At 53.5% G+C, this 19,165-nt stretch carries 13 protein-coding genes; 9 read left to right on the top strand and 4 right to left on the bottom strand.

The features are described 5' to 3' along the window. Nucleotides 1-688 precede the first annotated feature (688 nt). On the top strand, nt 689-2,044 hold the full coding sequence (locus MKY64_RS14830) for a hypothetical protein (RefSeq protein WP_340953848.1): 1,356 nt from the start codon (nt 689-691) through the stop codon (nt 2,042-2,044). A 3-nt stretch (nt 2,045-2,047) separates the two neighbouring features. Here the strand turns inward: MKY64_RS14830 and MKY64_RS14825 are convergent, their stop codons facing one another. From MKY64_RS14825 to MKY64_RS14815, 3 genes are read right to left on the bottom strand one after another with little or no spacing between them, the layout of a single operon-like run. After that, nucleotides 2,048-3,010: a sugar ABC transporter substrate-binding protein gene (locus MKY64_RS14825; RefSeq protein ID WP_235192013.1), complete on the bottom strand. Its 963-nt coding sequence runs from the start codon at nt 3,008-3,010 to the stop codon at nt 2,048-2,050. Further along, complete coding sequence (locus MKY64_RS14820; protein ID WP_051478367.1) at nt 3,007-4,605, bottom strand: response regulator transcription factor; 1,599 nt, start codon at nt 4,603-4,605, stop codon at nt 3,007-3,009. Before MKY64_RS14820 ends, MKY64_RS14825 begins: the two co-directional genes overlap by 4 nt. A 2-nt stretch (nt 4,606-4,607) precedes the next feature. Continuing rightward, complete coding sequence (locus MKY64_RS14815) at nt 4,608-6,410, bottom strand: cache domain-containing sensor histidine kinase (protein WP_036729936.1); 1,803 nt, start codon at nt 6,408-6,410, stop codon at nt 4,608-4,610. A gap of 269 nt (nt 6,411-6,679) precedes the next feature. On the opposite strand from MKY64_RS14815, the gene MKY64_RS14810 reads away from it, so the two are divergent. From MKY64_RS14810 to MKY64_RS14775, 8 genes are all read left to right on the top strand, one after another. Further along, nucleotides 6,680-7,720: an ABC transporter substrate-binding protein gene (locus tag MKY64_RS14810; RefSeq protein ID WP_340953843.1), complete on the top strand. Its 1,041-nt coding sequence runs from the start codon at nt 6,680-6,682 to the stop codon at nt 7,718-7,720. 304 nt (nt 7,721-8,024) lie between these two features. Further along, entirely contained in the window at nt 8,025-9,536 is a 1,512-nt protein-coding gene (locus MKY64_RS14805; RefSeq protein ID WP_340953841.1) for a sugar ABC transporter ATP-binding protein, read from the top strand. Between the two features lie 7 nt (nt 9,537-9,543). Next, the gene (locus MKY64_RS14800; RefSeq protein ID WP_340953839.1) at nt 9,544-10,584 is read left to right on the top strand and encodes an ABC transporter permease; all 1,041 of its coding nucleotides are present in this window, start codon (nt 9,544-9,546) and stop codon (nt 10,582-10,584) included. Then, nucleotides 10,574-11,542: a galactofuranose ABC transporter, permease protein YjfF gene (yjfF, locus tag MKY64_RS14795; RefSeq protein ID WP_076073788.1), complete on the top strand. Its 969-nt coding sequence runs from the start codon at nt 10,574-10,576 to the stop codon at nt 11,540-11,542. Before MKY64_RS14800 ends, yjfF begins: the two co-directional genes overlap by 11 nt. Before the next feature lie 89 nt (nt 11,543-11,631). Beyond that, entirely contained in the window at nt 11,632-12,693 is a 1,062-nt protein-coding gene (locus MKY64_RS14790) for an ABC transporter substrate-binding protein (protein WP_340826869.1), read from the top strand. A gap of 204 nt (nt 12,694-12,897) precedes the next feature. After that, on the top strand, nt 12,898-14,817 hold the full coding sequence (locus tag MKY64_RS14785; protein WP_076073792.1) for a carbohydrate-binding protein: 1,920 nt from the start codon (nt 12,898-12,900) through the stop codon (nt 14,815-14,817). Between the two features lie 29 nt (nt 14,818-14,846). Beyond that, nucleotides 14,847-16,409 carry a glycoside hydrolase family 43 protein gene (locus MKY64_RS14780; RefSeq protein ID WP_340953836.1) on the top strand — a complete coding sequence of 521 codons (1,563 nt, stop codon included), beginning with the start codon at nt 14,847-14,849 and terminating at the stop codon, nt 16,407-16,409. Between the two features lie 44 nt (nt 16,410-16,453). After that, the gene (locus MKY64_RS14775) at nt 16,454-17,536 is read left to right on the top strand and encodes an endo-1,4-beta-xylanase (protein WP_340953833.1); all 1,083 of its coding nucleotides are present in this window, start codon (nt 16,454-16,456) and stop codon (nt 17,534-17,536) included. 291 nt (nt 17,537-17,827) lie between these two features. Here the strand turns inward: MKY64_RS14775 and MKY64_RS14770 are convergent, their stop codons facing one another. Beyond that, on the bottom strand, nt 17,828-19,108 hold the full coding sequence (locus MKY64_RS14770; RefSeq protein ID WP_340953830.1) for a hypothetical protein: 1,281 nt from the start codon (nt 19,106-19,108) through the stop codon (nt 17,828-17,830). Nucleotides 19,109-19,165: the final 57 nt, after the last annotated feature.

Here is a 19,165-nt window from a genome sequence, read left to right as displayed (position 1 = left end):
GAAACTGCGTTTGTAGGGAAAAAACAGGGATAAGTGTATTCTGTGCAACTAAAAACAGTGAAACGGATGGACATCCTCTTCTAATTGTATTTTGTGCAACTACATTTGCCCGGATGGGCGAAAATCCAGGTATAGGGGCATTTTAATTGCACGAACTACATCTAAACGGAGATTTGGCGGCACATCGGACGATTTAGTTGTACGAATTGCAATTAAGCCTCCAACTTGCCTCCTAATCGGGGTGAAGTAACCCCTCAGCAAGCCATTAGTTAAAGTAATTCTCCCGTGTAATCCTGCCCGGAAAAACGAAGCTACCGGAACCGGAATTGGGACTGGAACTAGTTGGAAAATGTACACTGGTGGATTAAGATACGTTTTTCCAACTGTATACTGCTCGAAGCTGTACGTTGGAGCCGGTTACTTCCTGTATCCGATGAGCCACACCCGTTACCTTGTTCCCTGTCATTACTCAACTATTCAGCCTGCCTAATAAACATCGCGTATCCTGCCTATCTCTGGGTCTCCACATAGCATCCCGCATCCCGCAACTCTGGGTCTTCCCGCCCAGACCTGCCGCTACGCGTTTACCTTGCTGTTATACCGGAAGTACTAATATTTCCTCTGCATCTTCTTTTTTACAAATAATTAGTTTATCATTGCTTCATTCCAAAGATTAGGAGGATTTACTATGCGTGGAGTAATAAAACATATAAGCCGATTGTGTGCGGGGCTTATGCTGCTGGGTGCTGTATCATATGCGGGAGGGGAGCAGGTACTGGCTTCGCCTGTCCAGAGTGGACAGGTGATCGGGACAGGGGCAGCGGCTCTGGCTGCTGTGGACGTCAGTTCTTCCATTACAGTGCTGGGCAGCCCGTTCAAGAAAGCGGCTTATGCGCGTAATGTCTGGGACATGCAGCTTTTTGGCGGCAAAATCTATCTGGGCCACGGCAACAGCAGCAACAATGCGCCTTCGCCCAATGCGGGGCCGGTTCCAATCTATTACTGGGATCTTGCCCAGAATAAATTCTCTGTGCAGGATGTTACGTATACGAACCCGGCGACAGGCAAGGTGACCACCAATGTCTATGTCATGGATGAGCAGATCGACACTTTCAAGGTGCTGAATGGGGAGCTGTATATTCCCGGGCATGACTCCAGGGTACCAGGGTGGGCTTACGGGAATTTTTATCGGCTGAACGGGGATCACTGGGACCAATACATGAACATTCCCGGAGGCATCCATGTATACGATATGGCTTACTACAAAGGGAAGCTGTACGCAGCACTGGGCGCTAACGAAGGGCCCTTGATTTACGTATCTTCTAACGGAGGCAGCACCTGGACCCGCTTCGGTACCGTCTCGCAGTACGGGATTATGCGTGCCTACAATCTGTTCGAGCTGGGCGATACACTGTATGCGTCCTCAGCCACGGCAGGGAAGACCCAGGGGATTCCAAATGAAAAGGGGTATATGACCTCCATCAAGCAGAGCACAAGCGGGGGAATTCAGACGTCCAAGCTGACTTTTACCAGTACCCAGTTGTTCCCGGGTCTCAGCTTCGTTATCAAAGCGGGTGAAGTGAATGTTCCCGGTGTCAGCGGCCAGCCTTGGCTGAAGCTCCTGCGTACGACCCCGGTGAACGACCGGCTGCTCTATATTCCGGGTGTGATCTATAACGACCATCAATCTATCCCGCAAGGGCTGTACTCGGCAGCGGCCAACTTCCAGAATGTGCGCAAGGAGCTGTTGCCTGACTCTGCTGTAGTGCCTATGGATATTCTGGAGCGCGGGGAGACAGTATATGTGCTCGGTTATGTCAAGGAAGCCTCGGGACAATATACGAATTACGTCTACCGCAAAAGCACCTCCAGCTTCGCAGCCGGCGGGGAGGGCTGGAGCGAAGTCTTCCACTTCAGCCGGGACACGTTCGCCCGTTCCTTCGAGGAACAGGGTGGCGATTTCTATTTCGGACTGGGGAGTTATGCGGATGTCCTTCCGGCTTCCACCGGCACGATTCTGAAGCTGAGCGCCGGGTCTTATTAATGGCTACTCCCCAATAATCGCAATATCCGTGTTGATCCATTTGGCTGTGTCTACACTCTTGGCCTGTAGAAGCAGTGTGTTGATAATATCCTCGCCCCAGTTCTGCTCGTTCTGTGAGATCACACGGGTAATCTGGCCGTTATCCAGCGCTTGCTGCAAGGCCGGGGTCAGGCCGAGGGCGAGGTTATAACGCTTCAGCCCCTTGGCCTTCCAGACCAGGACAGAGCTGGTGCTGGAGACGAAATCCAGATTCACCAGCGCGCTGAAATGGGGATGATCCGAGATCATCTGCTCCAGCTGCCCGGCAGCCCGCTCCTCACTGCCGTCGTTGTGACGGATCTCCAGTACATCAATGTCCGTATGCTGAGTCAGGTAAGTCTCAAGTCCCAGCAGTCGTTCCCGGGTGCTCTGCATCCGGGACATCCCGGACTCCACCAGAATCATTCCTTTGCCGCTTAGCAGACGTTCCACCGTCTGTCCCATCACTGTGCCGGTTGCCCGGTTATCCGCCCCGATATAGGCTGCTCTCCGGCTGGCAGGCGAATCCGATTCGAAGCAGACCACGGGTATCCCTTGGGCGGCCGCCTTGTTAATCATCGCGGTGAGCGCCTGCGAATCCACCGGAGCAATCGCAATGCCGTCTACCCCCCGCTTAATCATCATCTCCATGATGCGGATCTGCTGCTCCAGATTGGCTTCATCGGGAGCTTGCACCAGCAGCTCTACATTATGCTTCCGCGCTACCGCTTCCGCTTTTCCGGTGATCATCTCGTAAGTGGCATTCACCATAGGGTAGATAATGCCGAAGGTCAGCGGAGGTTCTTCACCTGCACTTAACGGAGAATCTCCCGTTGTCTTCTCAGGAATATCCGCTGCTCCGGCTGCCTTAAGACAGCCGCCAAGCAGGAAGCCTGCCGTCAGCAGCAGGAGAACCACGGACCATCCCCTAAGCCTGTTTACGCTCACGCATGTCCCGCCCCTCTGCGGATCGTATGCAGCTGCTCCCCGGTATTTCCCTGCCTGCGGAATTCCATGGGCGTCATCCCCGTTACTTTTTTGAACAGATTGGAGAAATAATGCTGATCGTTGTAGCCGACCAGATAGGCGATTTCAAAGGTTTTGTGCCCCGTGGATTTTAGCAGCTCCTTGGCCCGGTCCATACGTGTAGCCGTCAGGAATTCCGTGATGGTCTGCCCGGTCGCCTGACTGAAGGTCTTGCTCAGATGGCTGGGACTGACCCTGACCACCTTGGAGATATCATTCAGGGAGAGCTGCTCCTTGTCGTATTGCTCACGGATATACTGCTTCACCCGGTCGATCAGCTCACGGTGCTTGTCTGCTCCTTCGGACCGCCATTCCCACAGCCGCTCGTACAGCTGCTTGAGATACTGAAGGCCGTCATCACTACTGGAGATTTGCTTCAGCTCTGTCTGCAATTCTTGGAGTATGCCGGCGTGGCCTGCGGCTGCGCGGAACCCGTTCTTCGCCGTCTGCACCAGCTCCAGGGTGATATCGTTCATCAGGTAACAGGCATATCCTGAGTTCCAGTTCATCTGCTCAAGCTCCTTGGACAGCTCCAGCAGGAAGCCGGACATCTGCCTGTGGTCGCCTGACTTCAGGAACTGGACCAGCCGGCTTCTATCGAGCAGAACCCCATGGGCGCTAGGGTCATAATACGCCTCAAGCATGGCGGCGGAATGCATTCTGGACATCTGCTTGAACATCCGGTCATTCTCAGCCTCCAGATAAGAGAGGTGAATGCCCTGAAGACGTTCGCAGACCTTGCCCCGGCTGACGGACAGCTCCAGCCCGCAGCCTTCCCTCAGCCGCTTCTTCGCAGCCGTGCACAGGTCATCCAGAGTATGGTTCATCCGGAGCGGATCACTGCCTTTATAGATCAGAACCATCTCCATGCGGCTGCGCTTGTAGATGAAGCTGTCGGCCGCCTCCTTGAGCAGGCCTGCTAACAGCGCCTCAGCATCCGGTGAAGCGGGGGGAAGCTCCGGGGACTCCTCCATATTGGGAGGATGCAGAGTAAATATAGCGGCGGCGTAGTAAGGAGCTGTTAACTGCAGCTCAAGCTGGGCCGCCGCTTCATAGGCGGCAGCGGTGCTGATCAGGCCTCCGCACAGATCGGCGAACAGATTCTCGGGGGTGTAGGCATATTTGTGCCTGATCCGTAATTCCTCATCAATCCGTGCGCTGACGCTGCGCAGAAGCTGCAGCAGGTCGGCTGCGCTGAATGGCTTCAGGCAGTAATCCTCGACCCCCAGGCGCAGCGCCTGCTGGGCATACTGGAAGTCATCATGGCCGCTGAGAATGATGATTTTGATCTGCGGGAATTTCTGGCGGACGACAGAGGTAAGCTCCAGGCCGTTCATGAACGGCATTTTGATATCGGTAATCAGAATGTCGGGCAGCTGCGCTTCAATAATAGGCAGCGCCAGCTCACCGTCGGGAGCGTCACCGCAATAGAGGAAGCCCTCCTTCTCCCAATCGATACATTCCCTTATATTCTCGCGGATCAGGATCTCGTCATCCACCAGCATAATCTTCTTCATCACTAGACCCCCCTGTTCTTGGGTATGCGAACCGTAATCTGTGTGCCATAGCCTTCCGAGCTGTCCAGACGGATACCATATTCGGGCCCGAAATACAGCCGCAGCCGCTGATGCACATTCTGCAGGCCGAAGCCGCCCTGGCCGGTGTCCTCGGGTTCCTCCGACTGAATGGGATGCTCAACCGATTCCCTTAGCGCCTCCAGCCGCCCGGCGGGGATGCCGATGCCATTGTCCGAGACCGTAAGCATAATGGTGCCTCCGTCGGTGTACCCGCCAATGCGGATGAGTCCCATGCCCCGCTTATTCTTAATTCCGTGATACAGGGCGTTCTCAACCAGCGGCTGCAGGGTCATATTCAGAATCGGATACTCCTGCAGCTCCTCCGCCACTTCCACCTTGAACTCCAGGATGTCGTGGTAGCGCATCTGCTGGATGATCAGATAGCTCTGCACATGGGCAAGCTCGGAGCGGATCTGTATCCAGTCGCGCCCGTTGTTGAGACTAAGCCGGAAGAACGCGGATAACGCCTTCACCAGCCGGATCACGCCATCGTGATTCCCCGCTTCCGCCATCCAGACAATAGAATCCAGCGTGTTATATAGAAAATGAGGGTTAATCTGCGCCTGAAGCGTCCGCAGCTCTGCCTTTTGCAGCTGCTGCTGCTTACGGATGCTCTGGGCCAGCAGCTCTTTGATCTGCTCGACCATGATGTTGAAGCTCTGTCCGAGATCGGCGATCTCATCGGTACCGTCCGGCTTGACTTTGGCTTCCAGATAGCCACTTGCGGTCAGGCGCATCTTGTGCTGGAGCAGCTGGATGGGCCGGGTTAGCCGCCGGGTCAACAGATAATGGAGCGTGATCGCAAAAATAATGCTTAAGGCCACGCTGATAATAATCAGCTGCCTGATCCGGTTCGCCTCGGCCACGATCTCCTGCAGCGGGGCTATGCCGATAATCGTCCAGCCTGTTGCAAGCGACGAGGTATGGACGATGAACCGGGGCGGTCCGCCCATCTGAAGCACGAAGCTGCCGCTTCTGCCCCGTTCCCCCGCAGGAATCAGGTTGTCCTGAATAACGGCAAGTTCTCCCGCCCTCACAGGAGGAACATAGAGGGGATTGTTCTGCTCGTCCAGCAGGTAGAAGAATCCGGTAGTGCCGATCGTCACCTTGTCGCAGAACTCTTTAATGAAGGAATCGCTCAGATCCACAATGATATAACCGATGACCTCATGCGTAATCCGCTGCTTGACCGCCGTCATAATCGAGATCACGCCCTCGTCCCCGTAGGTGAATCCGTCCACCCGGTCATAGCCGGTTATCAGCGGCGGGGGCACCCGGAGGATCAGCTCCGGATTCTGGGATAACGCCTGAAAATGCGGATTGCGCAGCGGGTTGCTGGCCGACTGGAAGATTCCCCGGCGCTCGCTGATGCCTTTGCCGTACAGATTAATCAGGCTGATGTTGAGCACATTCTCATACTTGTAGGTGTCCCGGTAGAGGGTGAAGGTCTGCAGAATGTCCTTGGCCTCCTGATAGGTCTCCGACTGTGAGAACAGAAAGTGGATGACCTGAGGATTATTGCTAAGCTCCAGCAGACGCTCGGTATCCTTGAACAGGTTGTCCATATTCGTTCCCAGCATTTCGGCCTGAAGCATGCTTGAAGCCTTGCTGTGACTGGAAATGGATTGGTAGGATTTCTGGTAGGAAATGAGGCCGACGGCAATCAGCGGTATGGTGGACAGCACTATGAACAAAGCCAGCAGTTTGGCTCTAAGACTGGAGGAGATCCAGCGTGTAATCCGCATTATCGGGAATTCCCTTTCACAAGTAGAGTAGATGCCGTTCCTAACTCTATTTTATAACAAATATTGGAATACCGAAACAAAAAAGAAAGCGCAAACAAAATATCCACCTTTTGAATAAAAAAGTACACCAAAATACCTATTCGGAGGGAATAAACCCAAAATTAGAAAGTAAACGCCAAAGGCTGCCCGTATAATGCTCTTCTGTAAGCGTTCTATAATGGGCACAACACCGGAACAAGGTGAACGTCAAGGGGGAGGAATAAGGAGATATGAAGAAGCTTGGAAAAGTGGGGGCTGTGCTGGCCCTGACCCTGTCCATGACCCTGTTAGGGGCATGCAGCAGCAATAACGGCGGGAACACGGCGGCGGATGCGGGTAAGACAGACAGTGCAGCAACGAAGGCGCCGGCGGCCAATGCCACCAAAGAGGCCAAGGACATCACGCTCGGCTTCTCACAGGTTGGGGCGGAGAGCGGCTGGCGCAGCGCGAATACGAAGTCCATTCAGGATTCAGCCAAGGAAGCAGGCTACACGCTGAAATTCTCGGATGCCCAGCAGAAGCAGGAGAATCAGATTAAGGCACTGCGTTCTTTTATCCAGCAAAAGGTCGATGTCATCTCCTTCTCTCCGGTAGTAGAATCCGGCTGGGATACGGTGCTGAAGGAGGCTAAGGCTGCGGGCATCCCGGTTGTTCTGACAGACCGTGCGGTGGATTCCAAGGATACCTCACTGTATGTTACCTTCCTGGGCTCCGATTTCGTGGAAGAAGGCCGTAAGGCAGGGAAGTGGCTGACTGAGCAGTATAAGGACGCTTCCGAGGACGTTAACATTGTAGAGCTGCAGGGAACTACAGGCTCAGCTCCGGCTAATGACCGGATGGCAGGCTTCGCCGAGACCATCAAGGATAACCCGCACCTCAAGGTCATTGCTTCACAGACCGGCGACTTCACCCGCGCCAAGGGCAAGGAAGTCATGCAGGCCTTTCTGAAGGCCAATAAGGATATCGATGTGCTGTATGCCCATAACGACGATATGGCGCTGGGGGCGATTCAGGCGATTGAAGCAGCAGGTCTGAAGCCGGGCCAGGATATCAAGATTATCTCTGTCGATGCCGTGAAGGACGGCATGCAGGCGGCCAGTGAAGGTAAAATCAACTTCATCGTCGAGTGCAACCCGCTGCTTGGACCTCAGCTGATGCAGGTAGTTAAAGATGTGGTCGACGGCAAGCCGGTAGAGGCCCGGATCGTGACCAAGGAGACCACCTTCACTTCCAAGCAGGCCAAGGAAGCTTTGCCTAGCCGCCAGTATTAAATACTATATAAGACACACTAAAGAAATTAACGAAAAGCAAAAAGAAGCGGAGGGGAAATTTGGAACTGGAGGAGCGGCAGCGTCCGCCTTTGTCAACGGATTTCAACCGCGAAGAGCGGATTAAATCAAGAAATCTGTTGACAACAGCGGCCGGAAGTCCAAATGTTCACCGCAGTGACGACCAAGCTTCGAGTTCAAACCTTAAGTGCGTTTTATATAGCAGTAAGTCGGGTAGAAAACTTGCTCCGGCGGTCCTTGAACCGCCGGAGCGGTTGTCTATGGAGAAGAAGGAGTGGATATAGCTATGAGCACACAGCAGCCCATACTGCAAATGACCCGGATCCATAAACGGTTTCCGGGGGTGAAAGCTCTGACAGATGTGAGTCTGCGCCTGTTCCCCGGCGAGGTTCATGCCTTGATGGGCGAGAACGGCGCCGGCAAGTCCACCTTGATCAAGGTGTTGACCGGCGTCTATTCGATTGACGAGGGCCTTGTAGAGATGGAGGGCACAGCCATCTCCATGCGCAGCCCGCAGGAGTCGCAGGCTGCGGGCATCAGCACCGTGTATCAGGAGGTGAATCTGTGCCCCAACCTGACCGTGGCCGAGAATATCTTCATCGGCCGGGAGCCGCGGCGGTTCGGCTGCATCCAGTGGAAGCAGATGAACCTGCGGGCAGCGGAGCTGCTCCGGGAACGGATGAATCTGCACATTGACGTCACCCTGCCTCTACAGAGCTATTCTGTAGCGGTTCAGCAATTGGTTGCCATTGCCAGAGCGCTGAATATCTCGGCGAAGGTGCTGATTCTGGATGAGCCGACCTCAAGCCTGGATCAGAACGAAGTGGATCAGCTGTTCCGCATTATGAAGAAGCTTCAGCAGGAGGGGCTGTCGATCCTGTTTGTGACGCATTTTCTGGACCAGATGTATGAAATCTCCGACCGGGTCACTATTCTGCGCGGCGGCGAGCTGGTCGGTGAATACATGGCGAACGAGCTAAGCCGCCTGGATCTCGTACTCAAAATGATCGGCAAGGAGCTTCATCTGCTGGATGAGCTGCCAACGCTTGCGGCACAGGACAAGAACAGCCTGGGCGATGAGCTGCTGAGGGCGGAAGGGCTGGGCCGCCGGGGCGGAATCGAGCCGTTCGACCTGGCGATCCGCAAGGGAGAGGTCGTCGGACTGGCCGGGCTGCTGGGTTCCGGGCGGACGGAGGCGGCCCGCCTGTTGTTCGGTGCCGACAAGCCGGACTTCGGGCAAGTGATCCTGCCGTCAACTGGCGGCGGGGTGCACTCCCCCCGGGAAGCCATAGGACGGCGGATCGCCTTCTGCTCGGAGAACCGCAAGACCGAGGGGATCATCGGCGATCTGACAGTAAGAGAGAACATTATTCTGGCGCTCCAGGCCAAGGACGGGATGTTCAAGACGATCCCGCGCAAGCGGCAGGAGGAGCTGGCCGGAGAATACATCCGTATGCTGAATATCAACCCTCCTAGCCTGGACCAGCTGATCAAGAACCTCAGCGGCGGCAATCAGCAGAAGGTGCTGCTGGCCCGCTGGCTGCTGACGGAGCCGGAGCTGTTCATCCTCGATGAGCCGACGCGGGGCATCGATATCGGAGCCAAGGCAGAGATTCAGAAGCTGGTGCTGACGCTCTCCCGGCAGGGGATGTCGTTCCTGTTCATCTCCTCGGAGCTGGAGGAGGTGCTGCGGGTCAGCGACCGGATCGCCATTCTGCGCGACCGCCGCAAGGTGAAGGAAATTTCAGAGAAGGACATGAGCCAGCAGCAGATTATGCAGGCGATTGCGGGAGGCTGAACCGATCATGAGCTCAATAATGAAGCATCACTTATTCTGGCCGCTGTGCGTTCTGGCTGCACTGCTGCTGTTCAACCTGTGTTATTCGCCGGATTTCTTCTCGATCACCGTCCATGACGGGCATTTATACGGCAGCTTGATCGACATACTGAACTTCGGTGCCCCGCTGATCCTCGTAGCTATCGGAATGACGCTGGTAGTCGCTACCAAGGGGATCGACCTGTCGGTCGGTTCCATAGTAGCCATCTCGGGCGCTATCGCATGCTTGAGTATCAGCAGGGGAGCGGATCAGAACAGTCTGGGGCTGATCCTGACCTCGGTGCTGCTCGCCGCAGGCTTGTCCCTGATGCTGGGGGCCTGGAACGGACTGCTGGTCTCCGGGGCCGGGATTCAGCCGATTATTGCCACGCTGATTCTGATGGTTGCGGGAAGAGGCATCGCCCAGCTCATTACCGGCGGACAGATTATTACGGTAACCAGCACTAAGTATGCGTACATCGGGTCCGGTTCACTGGCGGCGCTGCCTTTCTCTATTTTTGTCGTAGCTCTGGTTCTGATGATCGCTCTGCTGCTTACCCGGCGGACGGCCCTCGGCCTGTTCATCGAATCGGTGGGCTGCAATCCGGCCGCCAGTAAGATGTCCGGCATCCGTGCCCACTTAGTCATCTTGTCTGTCTATGTGTTCTGCGGCTTATGCGCCGGTATCGCCGGTCTGCTGCTTAGCTCGAATGTCTCCAGCGCTGACGGCAATAATGCCGGTCTCTGGTATGAGCTGGACGCTATTCTCGCCGTGGTCATCGGCGGGACGTCGCTGAACGGCGGCCGCTTCTATCTTACCGGCACCGTGATCGGAGCGCTGATCATCCAGACGCTGACCACCACCATCTATATGATCGGTGTGCCGCCGGAGATTACGCTGGTTGTTAAGGCCTGTGTCGTCCTGGCCGTCTGTCTGATCCAGTCGGATACCTTCCGCGCCGCGATTGCCGCCCGCTGGAAGTCGCGGCATTACCCCGCTGAGAAGGAGATGAGCCGTCATGCCTCTTAACCGCAAGTATATTCCGATTGTTGTCACCATTCTGCTGTTCATCGTCATGTTCACCGCCGGTTCCTTCCGGTACACCGGGTTCTTCTCTCTCCAGGTGCTGATGAATCTGCTGGTGGACAATGCCTTTCTGCTAATCACGGCTGTGGGCATGTCCTTCGTCATCCTGTCCGGCGGCATCGATCTGTCGGTCGGCTCGGTGATTGCGTTATCCACAATGGTCTCGGCGAGCCTGGTACAGCAGCAGGGCTGGCCGCCCGCCGTGGTGATCCCGCTTGTGCTCCTGATGGGTGCGGTATTCGGCACGGCTATGGGAGCGATTATTCATTATTTCTCCATCCAGCCGTTCATCGTCACACTGGCCGGAATGTTCCTGGCCCGAGGCTTATGCTATGTGATCAGCATCGATACCATTACTATTGATAACACCTTCTATACCGCTATGGCCCAGACGCGAATTCCGCTGCCGGGCGGCAGCTTCCTCTCAATTAGCGCTGTTATCGCTATACTTGTCGTAGCAGCCGCTATCTTCACGGCCCACTATACCCGGTTCGGGCGCAATGTGTATGCCCTTGGGGGCAGTGAGCAATCGGCACTGCTGATGGGGCTGCCTGTGGCGAGAACCAAGGTGCTGGTCTATACGCTTAGCGGGCTATGCTCGGCGCTGGCAGGCGTGGTGTTCACCTTTTACATGCTGTCGGGGTACGGGCTTCATGCCGTCGGCTTCGAGCTGGACACTATCGCGGCGGTCGTCATTGGCGGCACACTGCTGACCGGAGGTGTAGGATATGTGCTGGGCACCTTCTTCGGTGTACTGATTCAAGGCGTAATTCAGACGATTATCAGCTTCGAGGGCACGCTCAGCTCCTGGTGGACGAAGATCGTCATCGGCCTGCTGCTGTTCATCTTCATCCTGCTGCAGCGGGTGCTAAGCTCCAGGCGGCTGACTATAAAAGAATAAGCACTCCGCATGGAGAGACAAATTATACTTGTCTCTCCATTTTATTGCTATATAATTGTAATCGCTATCATATGGAAGGGGGGATCTGCTTGCGAACGGTAAAAGAGTGCCTGGTGCTGCTGTTCTTCGTCCTAACACTGATGCTGACGGGCGGCTGCACGGGTGGCGGAAATAACGGCGGGCCACAGTCGATTCCCATGTCCGAGCCTTCTCCTGCGGCCCTTACAGGCCTGCTGCCATCCGCAGCGGAGAGTGCCGCTGACAACAAGCCTATCGTGCTGGGCTTCTCCCAGCTCGGGTCGGAGAGTACCTGGCGGGAAGCGAACACCGCCTCGATCCGCGAAGCCGCCGGGGAGGCGGGGATTACGCTGCTGCTGAAGAACGCCGAACAGGATCAGCAGCAGCAGTTCGAGGCCATCCGCTCTTTTATCCGCAGCGGGGTCGATGTGATCGCCATTGCGCCTGTGGTGCAGACCGGCTGGGAGCCGATTCTGCTGGAGATTAAGCAGGCCGGAATTCCGGTGATTATCCTGGACCGTTCAGTGAATGTACCGGACAGCTCGCTCTATGTCACGTTCATCGGCTCTGACTTCTACGAAGAAGGGGTGAAGGCGGCCAAGTATGTGAGGGACAAGATGCGCCATCACAGCGAAGAGATCCGCATTGCCGAATTGCAGGGAACCGTAGGCTCAACGCCGTCCATCGACCGCGGGCGAGGGTTCCGTAAGCTGATCGCGGATCAGCCGAACCTGCGGATTACCCTGAGCGCCCCGGCGGATTTCACGCGCAGCGGTGGTCATGAGGTGATGAAGACCTTCCTGCAGCAGCCGAAGGAGAAGTGGCCCCGCGTACTCTATTCCCACAATGACGATATGGCGATCGGCGCGGTAGAGGCCATTAAGGAGGCCGGGCTTGTGCCGGGGGAGGATATAATCATTGTGTCGGTGGACGGGACGCGGCGGGCATTCGAGCAGATGGTGGCGGGAAGCATCAACGCGGTGGTCGAATGTAATCCGCTGCTCGGGCCTCTGCTCATGCAGGCCGTGAAGGAGATTATGGCCGGCCGGACCCTGCCGAAGCGGATGGTGACCCCGGAGGATATATACACCCAGGAGCTGGCTGTAATAGAGATCAACAACCGCAAATATTAAGACAAAAAAACCAAAAAATTTCAACTTTTCAAACAAAAATCTACATTGTTCATTGGGCAGAAGTATATTAAGATGATCTCGAATAACAAATATTAGTAGATTCATTCAAGTAATTCAATAAGAGGGGAGGATTGTGAGCTTCCGGCATAAGTAACGCATCCGATTGAAAGGGTTTACAAAAAATTGTAATGGAGGAGAATGCCGATGTTCAAAAAGCTCTCGGTGCTTGCGATCACCTTTGTTCTGCTGCTGGGCTGTCTGCCTATGCTGTCTGCTCAGGCGGCAGGGAATGCCACAGCCAAACAGCCGGGAAATTCCAATCCGCTGATGGACCACAAGCTGGGTGCCGATCCCTTCGCATTGACGTACAACGGAAGAGTCTATATCTATATGTCGAGTGATGCCTATGTCTATAACAGCAACGGAACCGTGAAGGATAATGATTTCAGCGCACTGAACAAAATTAATGTCATCTCTTCGGCAGATATGGTGAACTGGACAGACCATGGCGCCATCCCGGTAGCCGGAGCCAATAATGTCAACGGTTCTGCGGGTATTGCCAAATGGGCCTCGCTCTCCTGGGCGCCTTCAGCAGCCGTGAAGAAAATCAACGGACAGGACAAGTTCTTCCTGTACTTCGCCAACGGGGCGTCAGGCATCGGGGTACTTACAGCCAACTCTCCGATTGGCCCATGGTCCGATCCGCTGGGTAAAGCGCTGGTGACAGGCAGTACACCGGGAATGTCCGGGGTGACCTGGCTGTTTGACCCGGCGGTGCTGGTCGATGACGACGGCAGCGGCTACCTGTATGCGGGCGGGGGCATCCCCAACACTTCGGACCCGGCATCCATCGCGAGTCCCAAGACAGCCCGCGTGCTGAGACTCGGTGCGGATATGACCAGCATTGTTGGAAGCGCATCCACTATTGATGCTCCATATATGTTTGAGGATTCGGGCATCCACAAGTACGGCGGCAAGTATTATTACTCGTATTGCTTCAACTTCTCCGGCACGCACCCGGCTGCCTATCCGGCAGGTGAAATCGGGTACATGGTCAGCAACAGTCCGATGGGGCCATTTACGTACACCGGACATTTTCTGAAGAATCCTTACACCTTCTTCGGGGTAGGCGGCAACAACCACCATGCGGTATTTAACTTCAACAACCAATGGTATGTTGTCTATCACGCTCAGACTGTGGCGAAGGCTGTCCTCGGTGACGGCAAAGGCTACCGTTCTCCGCATATCAACAAGCTGGTCCATAATTCGAACGGAACCATCCAGGAGGTTCAGGGAGACATGGCGGGCATCGCCCAGATTGCCAATCTCAATCCGTACACCCGGGTGGAAGCTGAGACGATCGGCTGGAATGCAGGCATTACAACGGAACGTACGCAGGCTGCGGGCGGTCCTGTCAGCAATATGAATGTGACCAATATTAACAATGGAGACTGGGTTGCTGTGGGCAATGCCGATTTCGGCTCCGGCGCTTCCAGCTTCAAGGCGAATGTGGCTTCCGCCACAGGCGGCGGTAAAATCGAAATCCGGCTCGACAGCGCAACCGGCCCGCTGGTCGGCACGCTGAATGTTCCTAATACAGGAGGAGCCCAGTCCTGGCAGGAGGTACAGACTACGGTCAGCAATGCGACAGGAGTGCACAGACTCTATCTGGTCTTCACCGGATCAGGCTCCGGCAATCTGTTCAACTTTGATTACTGGCAGTTCTCGACGGGCGGTGATGGCGGCACGACGCCTCCTCCGGTGAGCAAGGTGGAAGCGGAGGATATGACGCTCAGCGGGACCTATGCGGGCAAGATCACTTCCCCTTTCAGCGGAGTGGCGCTGTACGGGAATGATGACGCTGCTGCGTTCAATCAATATTATGCCTATGGCACGCATAACTTCTCGGTCCGGGGGGCTTCTAACAATTCATCTACGGCGCGGGTGGATCTGCTGATCGGCGGTGTGAACGTTGGCTCCTTCAATTTTAGCGGCACAACCCCTTCTGTACAGACGTTGACCAATGTGGCCCACGCCACCGGCAATCAGGAGGTCAAGCTGGTCGTAACTACGGACAATGGAAGCTGGGACGCCTATGTGGATTATATTGAATGGAGCCAGTGACGAAGCAATGGGGCGGGAGGAATGGGATTATGGCTAAAAAGGCAGGGCTGTACCTGCTGGCAATTTCGCTCATGCTTGGCATCCTGTTCAATCCTTCTACGGCTGCGGCGGCGACCTTCACCAACCCGTTTATCTATGCCGATGCCCCGGACAATGATGTCATCAGGGTAGGCAATGTGTATTACATGACCAGTACCACCATGCATATGACCCCCGGAGTCCCTATCATGAAGTCCTATGATCTGGTGAACTGGGAAATCGTGAACTATGTCTACGATACGTATGCGAACGGGGATGCCCAGAACCTGAACAACGGACAGAATGAATATGGCAAGGGTTCCTGGGCCAGCAGCATCCGGTACAATAACGGGATCTACTATGTGTCCTTCGGGTCCAACTCAACCGGCCGGACTTATATCTATCAGACCTCGAATATTGAAAATGGCCCCTGGACCTCATCGGTCCTGAACAGCTATTATCACGATGCGTCGCTGCTGTTCGACAATGGCCGGGTCTTCCTGGTATACGGAGTTGATAATATCAGCCTGATTGAGCTGACGGCAGATGCCAAGGCGATTAAGTCTGGCGGAACCAGTCAGGTCATCATCCCGAATTCCAGCAATATTGCCGGTTCGAGCTTCATCGTGAAGGCCGAAGGCGCGCATATCCAGAAGATCAACGGCTATTATTATGTGTTCCTGATCTGCTGGCCTTCGGGAAGCGGACGCACCCAATTGACCTACCGCTCCACCAGCTTAACTGGAGGCTATACGGGGCAGGTGTCACTTAACGACTCGGGCATTGCCCAGGGCGGAATCGTGGACACGCCATCCGGCTCCTGGTACGCGATGCTCTTCAGAGACAGCGGGGCGGTCGGGCGGATGCCGTATCTGGTGCCGGTAACCTGGTCAGGGAACTGGCCGGTTTTCGGAAGCGGGGGCAAGGCGCCGCGGACCCTGAACCTGCCTGCCGAAGGGTATCCGGTGAAGAAGGTGTACGCGTCAGACGAGTTCACAGCCCCATCTTCAGGCTCAGGGCTGGCTAAGGTCTGGCAGTGGAACCACAATCCTGATAACTCGAAGTGGTCGCTGACTCAGCGCCAAGGCTTCATGCGGCTGACGACCGGCAAGGTAAGCACAAGTCTGCTGGATGCCCGGAACACGCTGACCCAGCGGACGTTCGGACCGAAGAGCACAGGCGTCACGGCTCTGGAGACGGGCGGAATGAAGGACGGGGACGTTGCCGGACTGGCTGCTTTTCAGGCTAAATACGGGTTCGTCGGTGTGAAAATGTCCGGCAATTCCAAATCCATTGTGATGGTCAATGCCAGCTCCGGGTCTATGACTCAAGTGGCGGGTGTGCCGCTCAACCAGAACAGAGTCTATCTGAAGGTGCTCTGCGATTTCACTAATCAGACGGATAAGGCGTACTTCTCCTATAGTCTGGACGGCAACAACTGGACATCCATAGGGAATACGCTGCAGATGTCTTATACGCTGCCTCACTTTATGGGCTACCGGTTTGCGTTGTTCAATTATGCGACGAAGTCAGCGGGCGGCTATGCGGATTTTGATTATCTGCGTCTGGAATAGCTTGTTTGAATTTGAACCTAATTAGAAAAAGGAGATGTATCCAATTGAAGAATAGAATCAAGAAGGTTGTGGGCGGGCTCGCCTTAGCGAGTGTCCTGCTCACCTCTGTGATGGCAGGCAATGCCAGTGCAGCAATTACCAACGGATCGAAGTTCCTGGGGAATATCATTGCAGGCAGTGCTCCGGGCAACTTCACTACCTATTGGAATCAGGTCACCCCTGAGAACGGCACCAAATGGGGAGCGATTGAAGGCAACCGCAACCAGATGAACTGGGGCAATGCGGACATGATCTATAACTATGCGATTAGCAAAAATATCCCGTTCAAGTTCCATACCCTGGTCTGGGGAAGCCAGGAGCCTAACTGGGTTGCCGGCTTACCGGCAGCGGAGCAGAAGGCGGAGATCAGCTCGTTTATTACTCAGGCAGGCCAGCGTTATTCGGCCAAGTCAGCTTTCGTGGATGTTGTCAATGAACCACTGCATGCCAAGCCTTCATACCGCAATGCCATCGGCGGTGATGGAAGCACCGGCTGGGATTGGGTCATCTGGTCCTTCCAGCAAGCCCGGGCGGCGTTCCCGAATTCCAAGCTGCTCATCAATGAATATGGCATTATCGGTGACCCCAGTGCGGCCGACAAGTACGTGAACATTATCAATATCCTGAAATCCAGAGGACTGATCGATGGTATTGGTATTCAGTGCCACTACTTCAATATGGATAACGTAAGTGTGAGCACCATGAATACTGTACTGGGTAAGCTTGCTGCAACAGGCCTGCCAATCTATGTCTCCGAGCTGGATATTACCGGTGATGACAACACCCAGCTTGCCAGATACCAACAGAAATTCCCTGTGCTCTGGAACCATCCTTCCGTTAAGGGCGTAACCCTGTGGGGCTACATCCAGAATCAGACCTGGGCAGCCAATACCCATCTGGTGAATTCCAACGGTACAGAGCGCCCTGCCCTGAAATGGCTGAAGCAATACCTGGGCGGATCGTCGGCCCTGATGGAAACCACCGACACCCAGGACATCACCGACAGTCTGATCCAGCCGGACAGTGTGGTTGAGCCAGACCTGCAACTGGATCTCCAGCCCGTGCTGGAACCCGTTCCGGCCGAGTAAGCTGAGGCAGGCACGCGGTATGTTATAAAAGTATTACTTAAGGGCTGTTCCCGTGGCGCAATGCGCGCCGGGAGCAGCCCTTTTTGGCCAGAAATAGAATATGTGCGAAAAACCGAACACAATTTGATGGGGGACGGCGCGTGGACCCAATGTATGCGAAAAACCGAATACATTGGGCCAGCGCGAGGTGTGGCATGTTTTTATATGATACGCCATATTGGGCGTACTACAACAAAACATGATAAGGAGTCTTAAAGCATGCTTTTAGTGATAAACCAACGCTAAAGCTGATTAAGAGTTATCTTCTGGCACTTCGTATTTAAGAAACATGCTGATTTCAAAAGCGGCCAGAGTTGCAAAGACAGATTTATATAAAAGGTTACCAAACTCAATGAGAAATAAATCGTGGTTCCTGTTTTTGTCTTTAAACCTGATTAGTTGTTGGTCAGCTTTATAATCATAAGAATGATGTCCAATGCTGTTTCTAATAATATTATCTAATATAGTAGGTTCAAGAAGAGGAGAGAAGATGTTTTCTTTAACAAAAAATTTGATTCTGTTTCCTTTGTTCTGTATCTGCTTCTCAAAATCTTTAATAGTTTGAAGTTTGTTAAACTCGTGTAATATGCTTGGTTCAAATTTATTTCTATCTGCCCTGATTTTAATATTTTGTATTCCTAAGAGTAGTGGCAGTACTGACCCCAAAGCTTCATAAGCCTCAACATAATAGTTTTTTAGCATATCAAAGTTGGTTGTTAAAATTCCTTGTTTTTCTTTAATTTTTTGAATATCATCAGGGCCAAACAAATCAGAAAGAATGATAGGCCAAAGTAAACGGAAATATTGAGCGAAGTTCTTTAATAATTGAACAACGCTTCTATCTGCATAGGTAACGAGTTCAGAAAGGTCATTTCGGAGAGCTATCATTTCCTGCGGATTCTTCTTAAATAGCGTCTGAAGCATTTTTCGCAATTCTTGCAACTTATCAAGATAGATTTGTTTGTTGAATATGAATGAAAATAGATTGATAATAACCAGTTGAATCACTTTGGGATAATCAATATTAAGTGTCTCAACTGCAAGGCGTGGTTTTTCAACGAAATGGTTTGAGATGAGCTGTCTATCAAGATATTTAAAATTCTTATTTTGAAACAACTCCCAAATTCTCATTGCAACTTTATATTCTTCATCAAATCCCTCGGCAATCATTCTAACTAAGCTGGATTTTTCTTGTGAACGTCTAGAACTCATTTGTTCGAGTATGTAAGGTGATAAAAATATAGTGGGGTCACTTAACGAATAGGGCTTAATCTTAAAAGTGAAGAACTCTGTTGCAAGTTGAAGAATATGACTTGGTTCGCTTGTTTCATCAGCCCTGTTTGCATTATTACATTTGAATTCTTTAACAAACCCCTGGGATACATCTTCATTCCATATCCAATACCCACTAATTGTAATATTGCACTCAGGACAATTGAATGCAAATCGGTTTTCATGTACATACCCCCCATATACTTTTAGAAGGACGACATTATTACAAACCTCACATTGTAATTTGGTACTAGTATTCAAAACACATGCCCCCTTTAATGCATTGGTTATAGCTATATACCTTATTATAATATGTGT

The sequence above is a fragment of the Paenibacillus sp. FSL R7-0210 genome, assembly GCF_038009085.1.
Lineage (GTDB): Bacteria > Bacillota > Bacilli > Paenibacillales > Paenibacillaceae > Paenibacillus_AQ > Paenibacillus_AQ silagei.
Note: the sequence above shows the minus strand (reverse complement) of the source record. Positions and strands in the feature narration are given on the sequence as shown.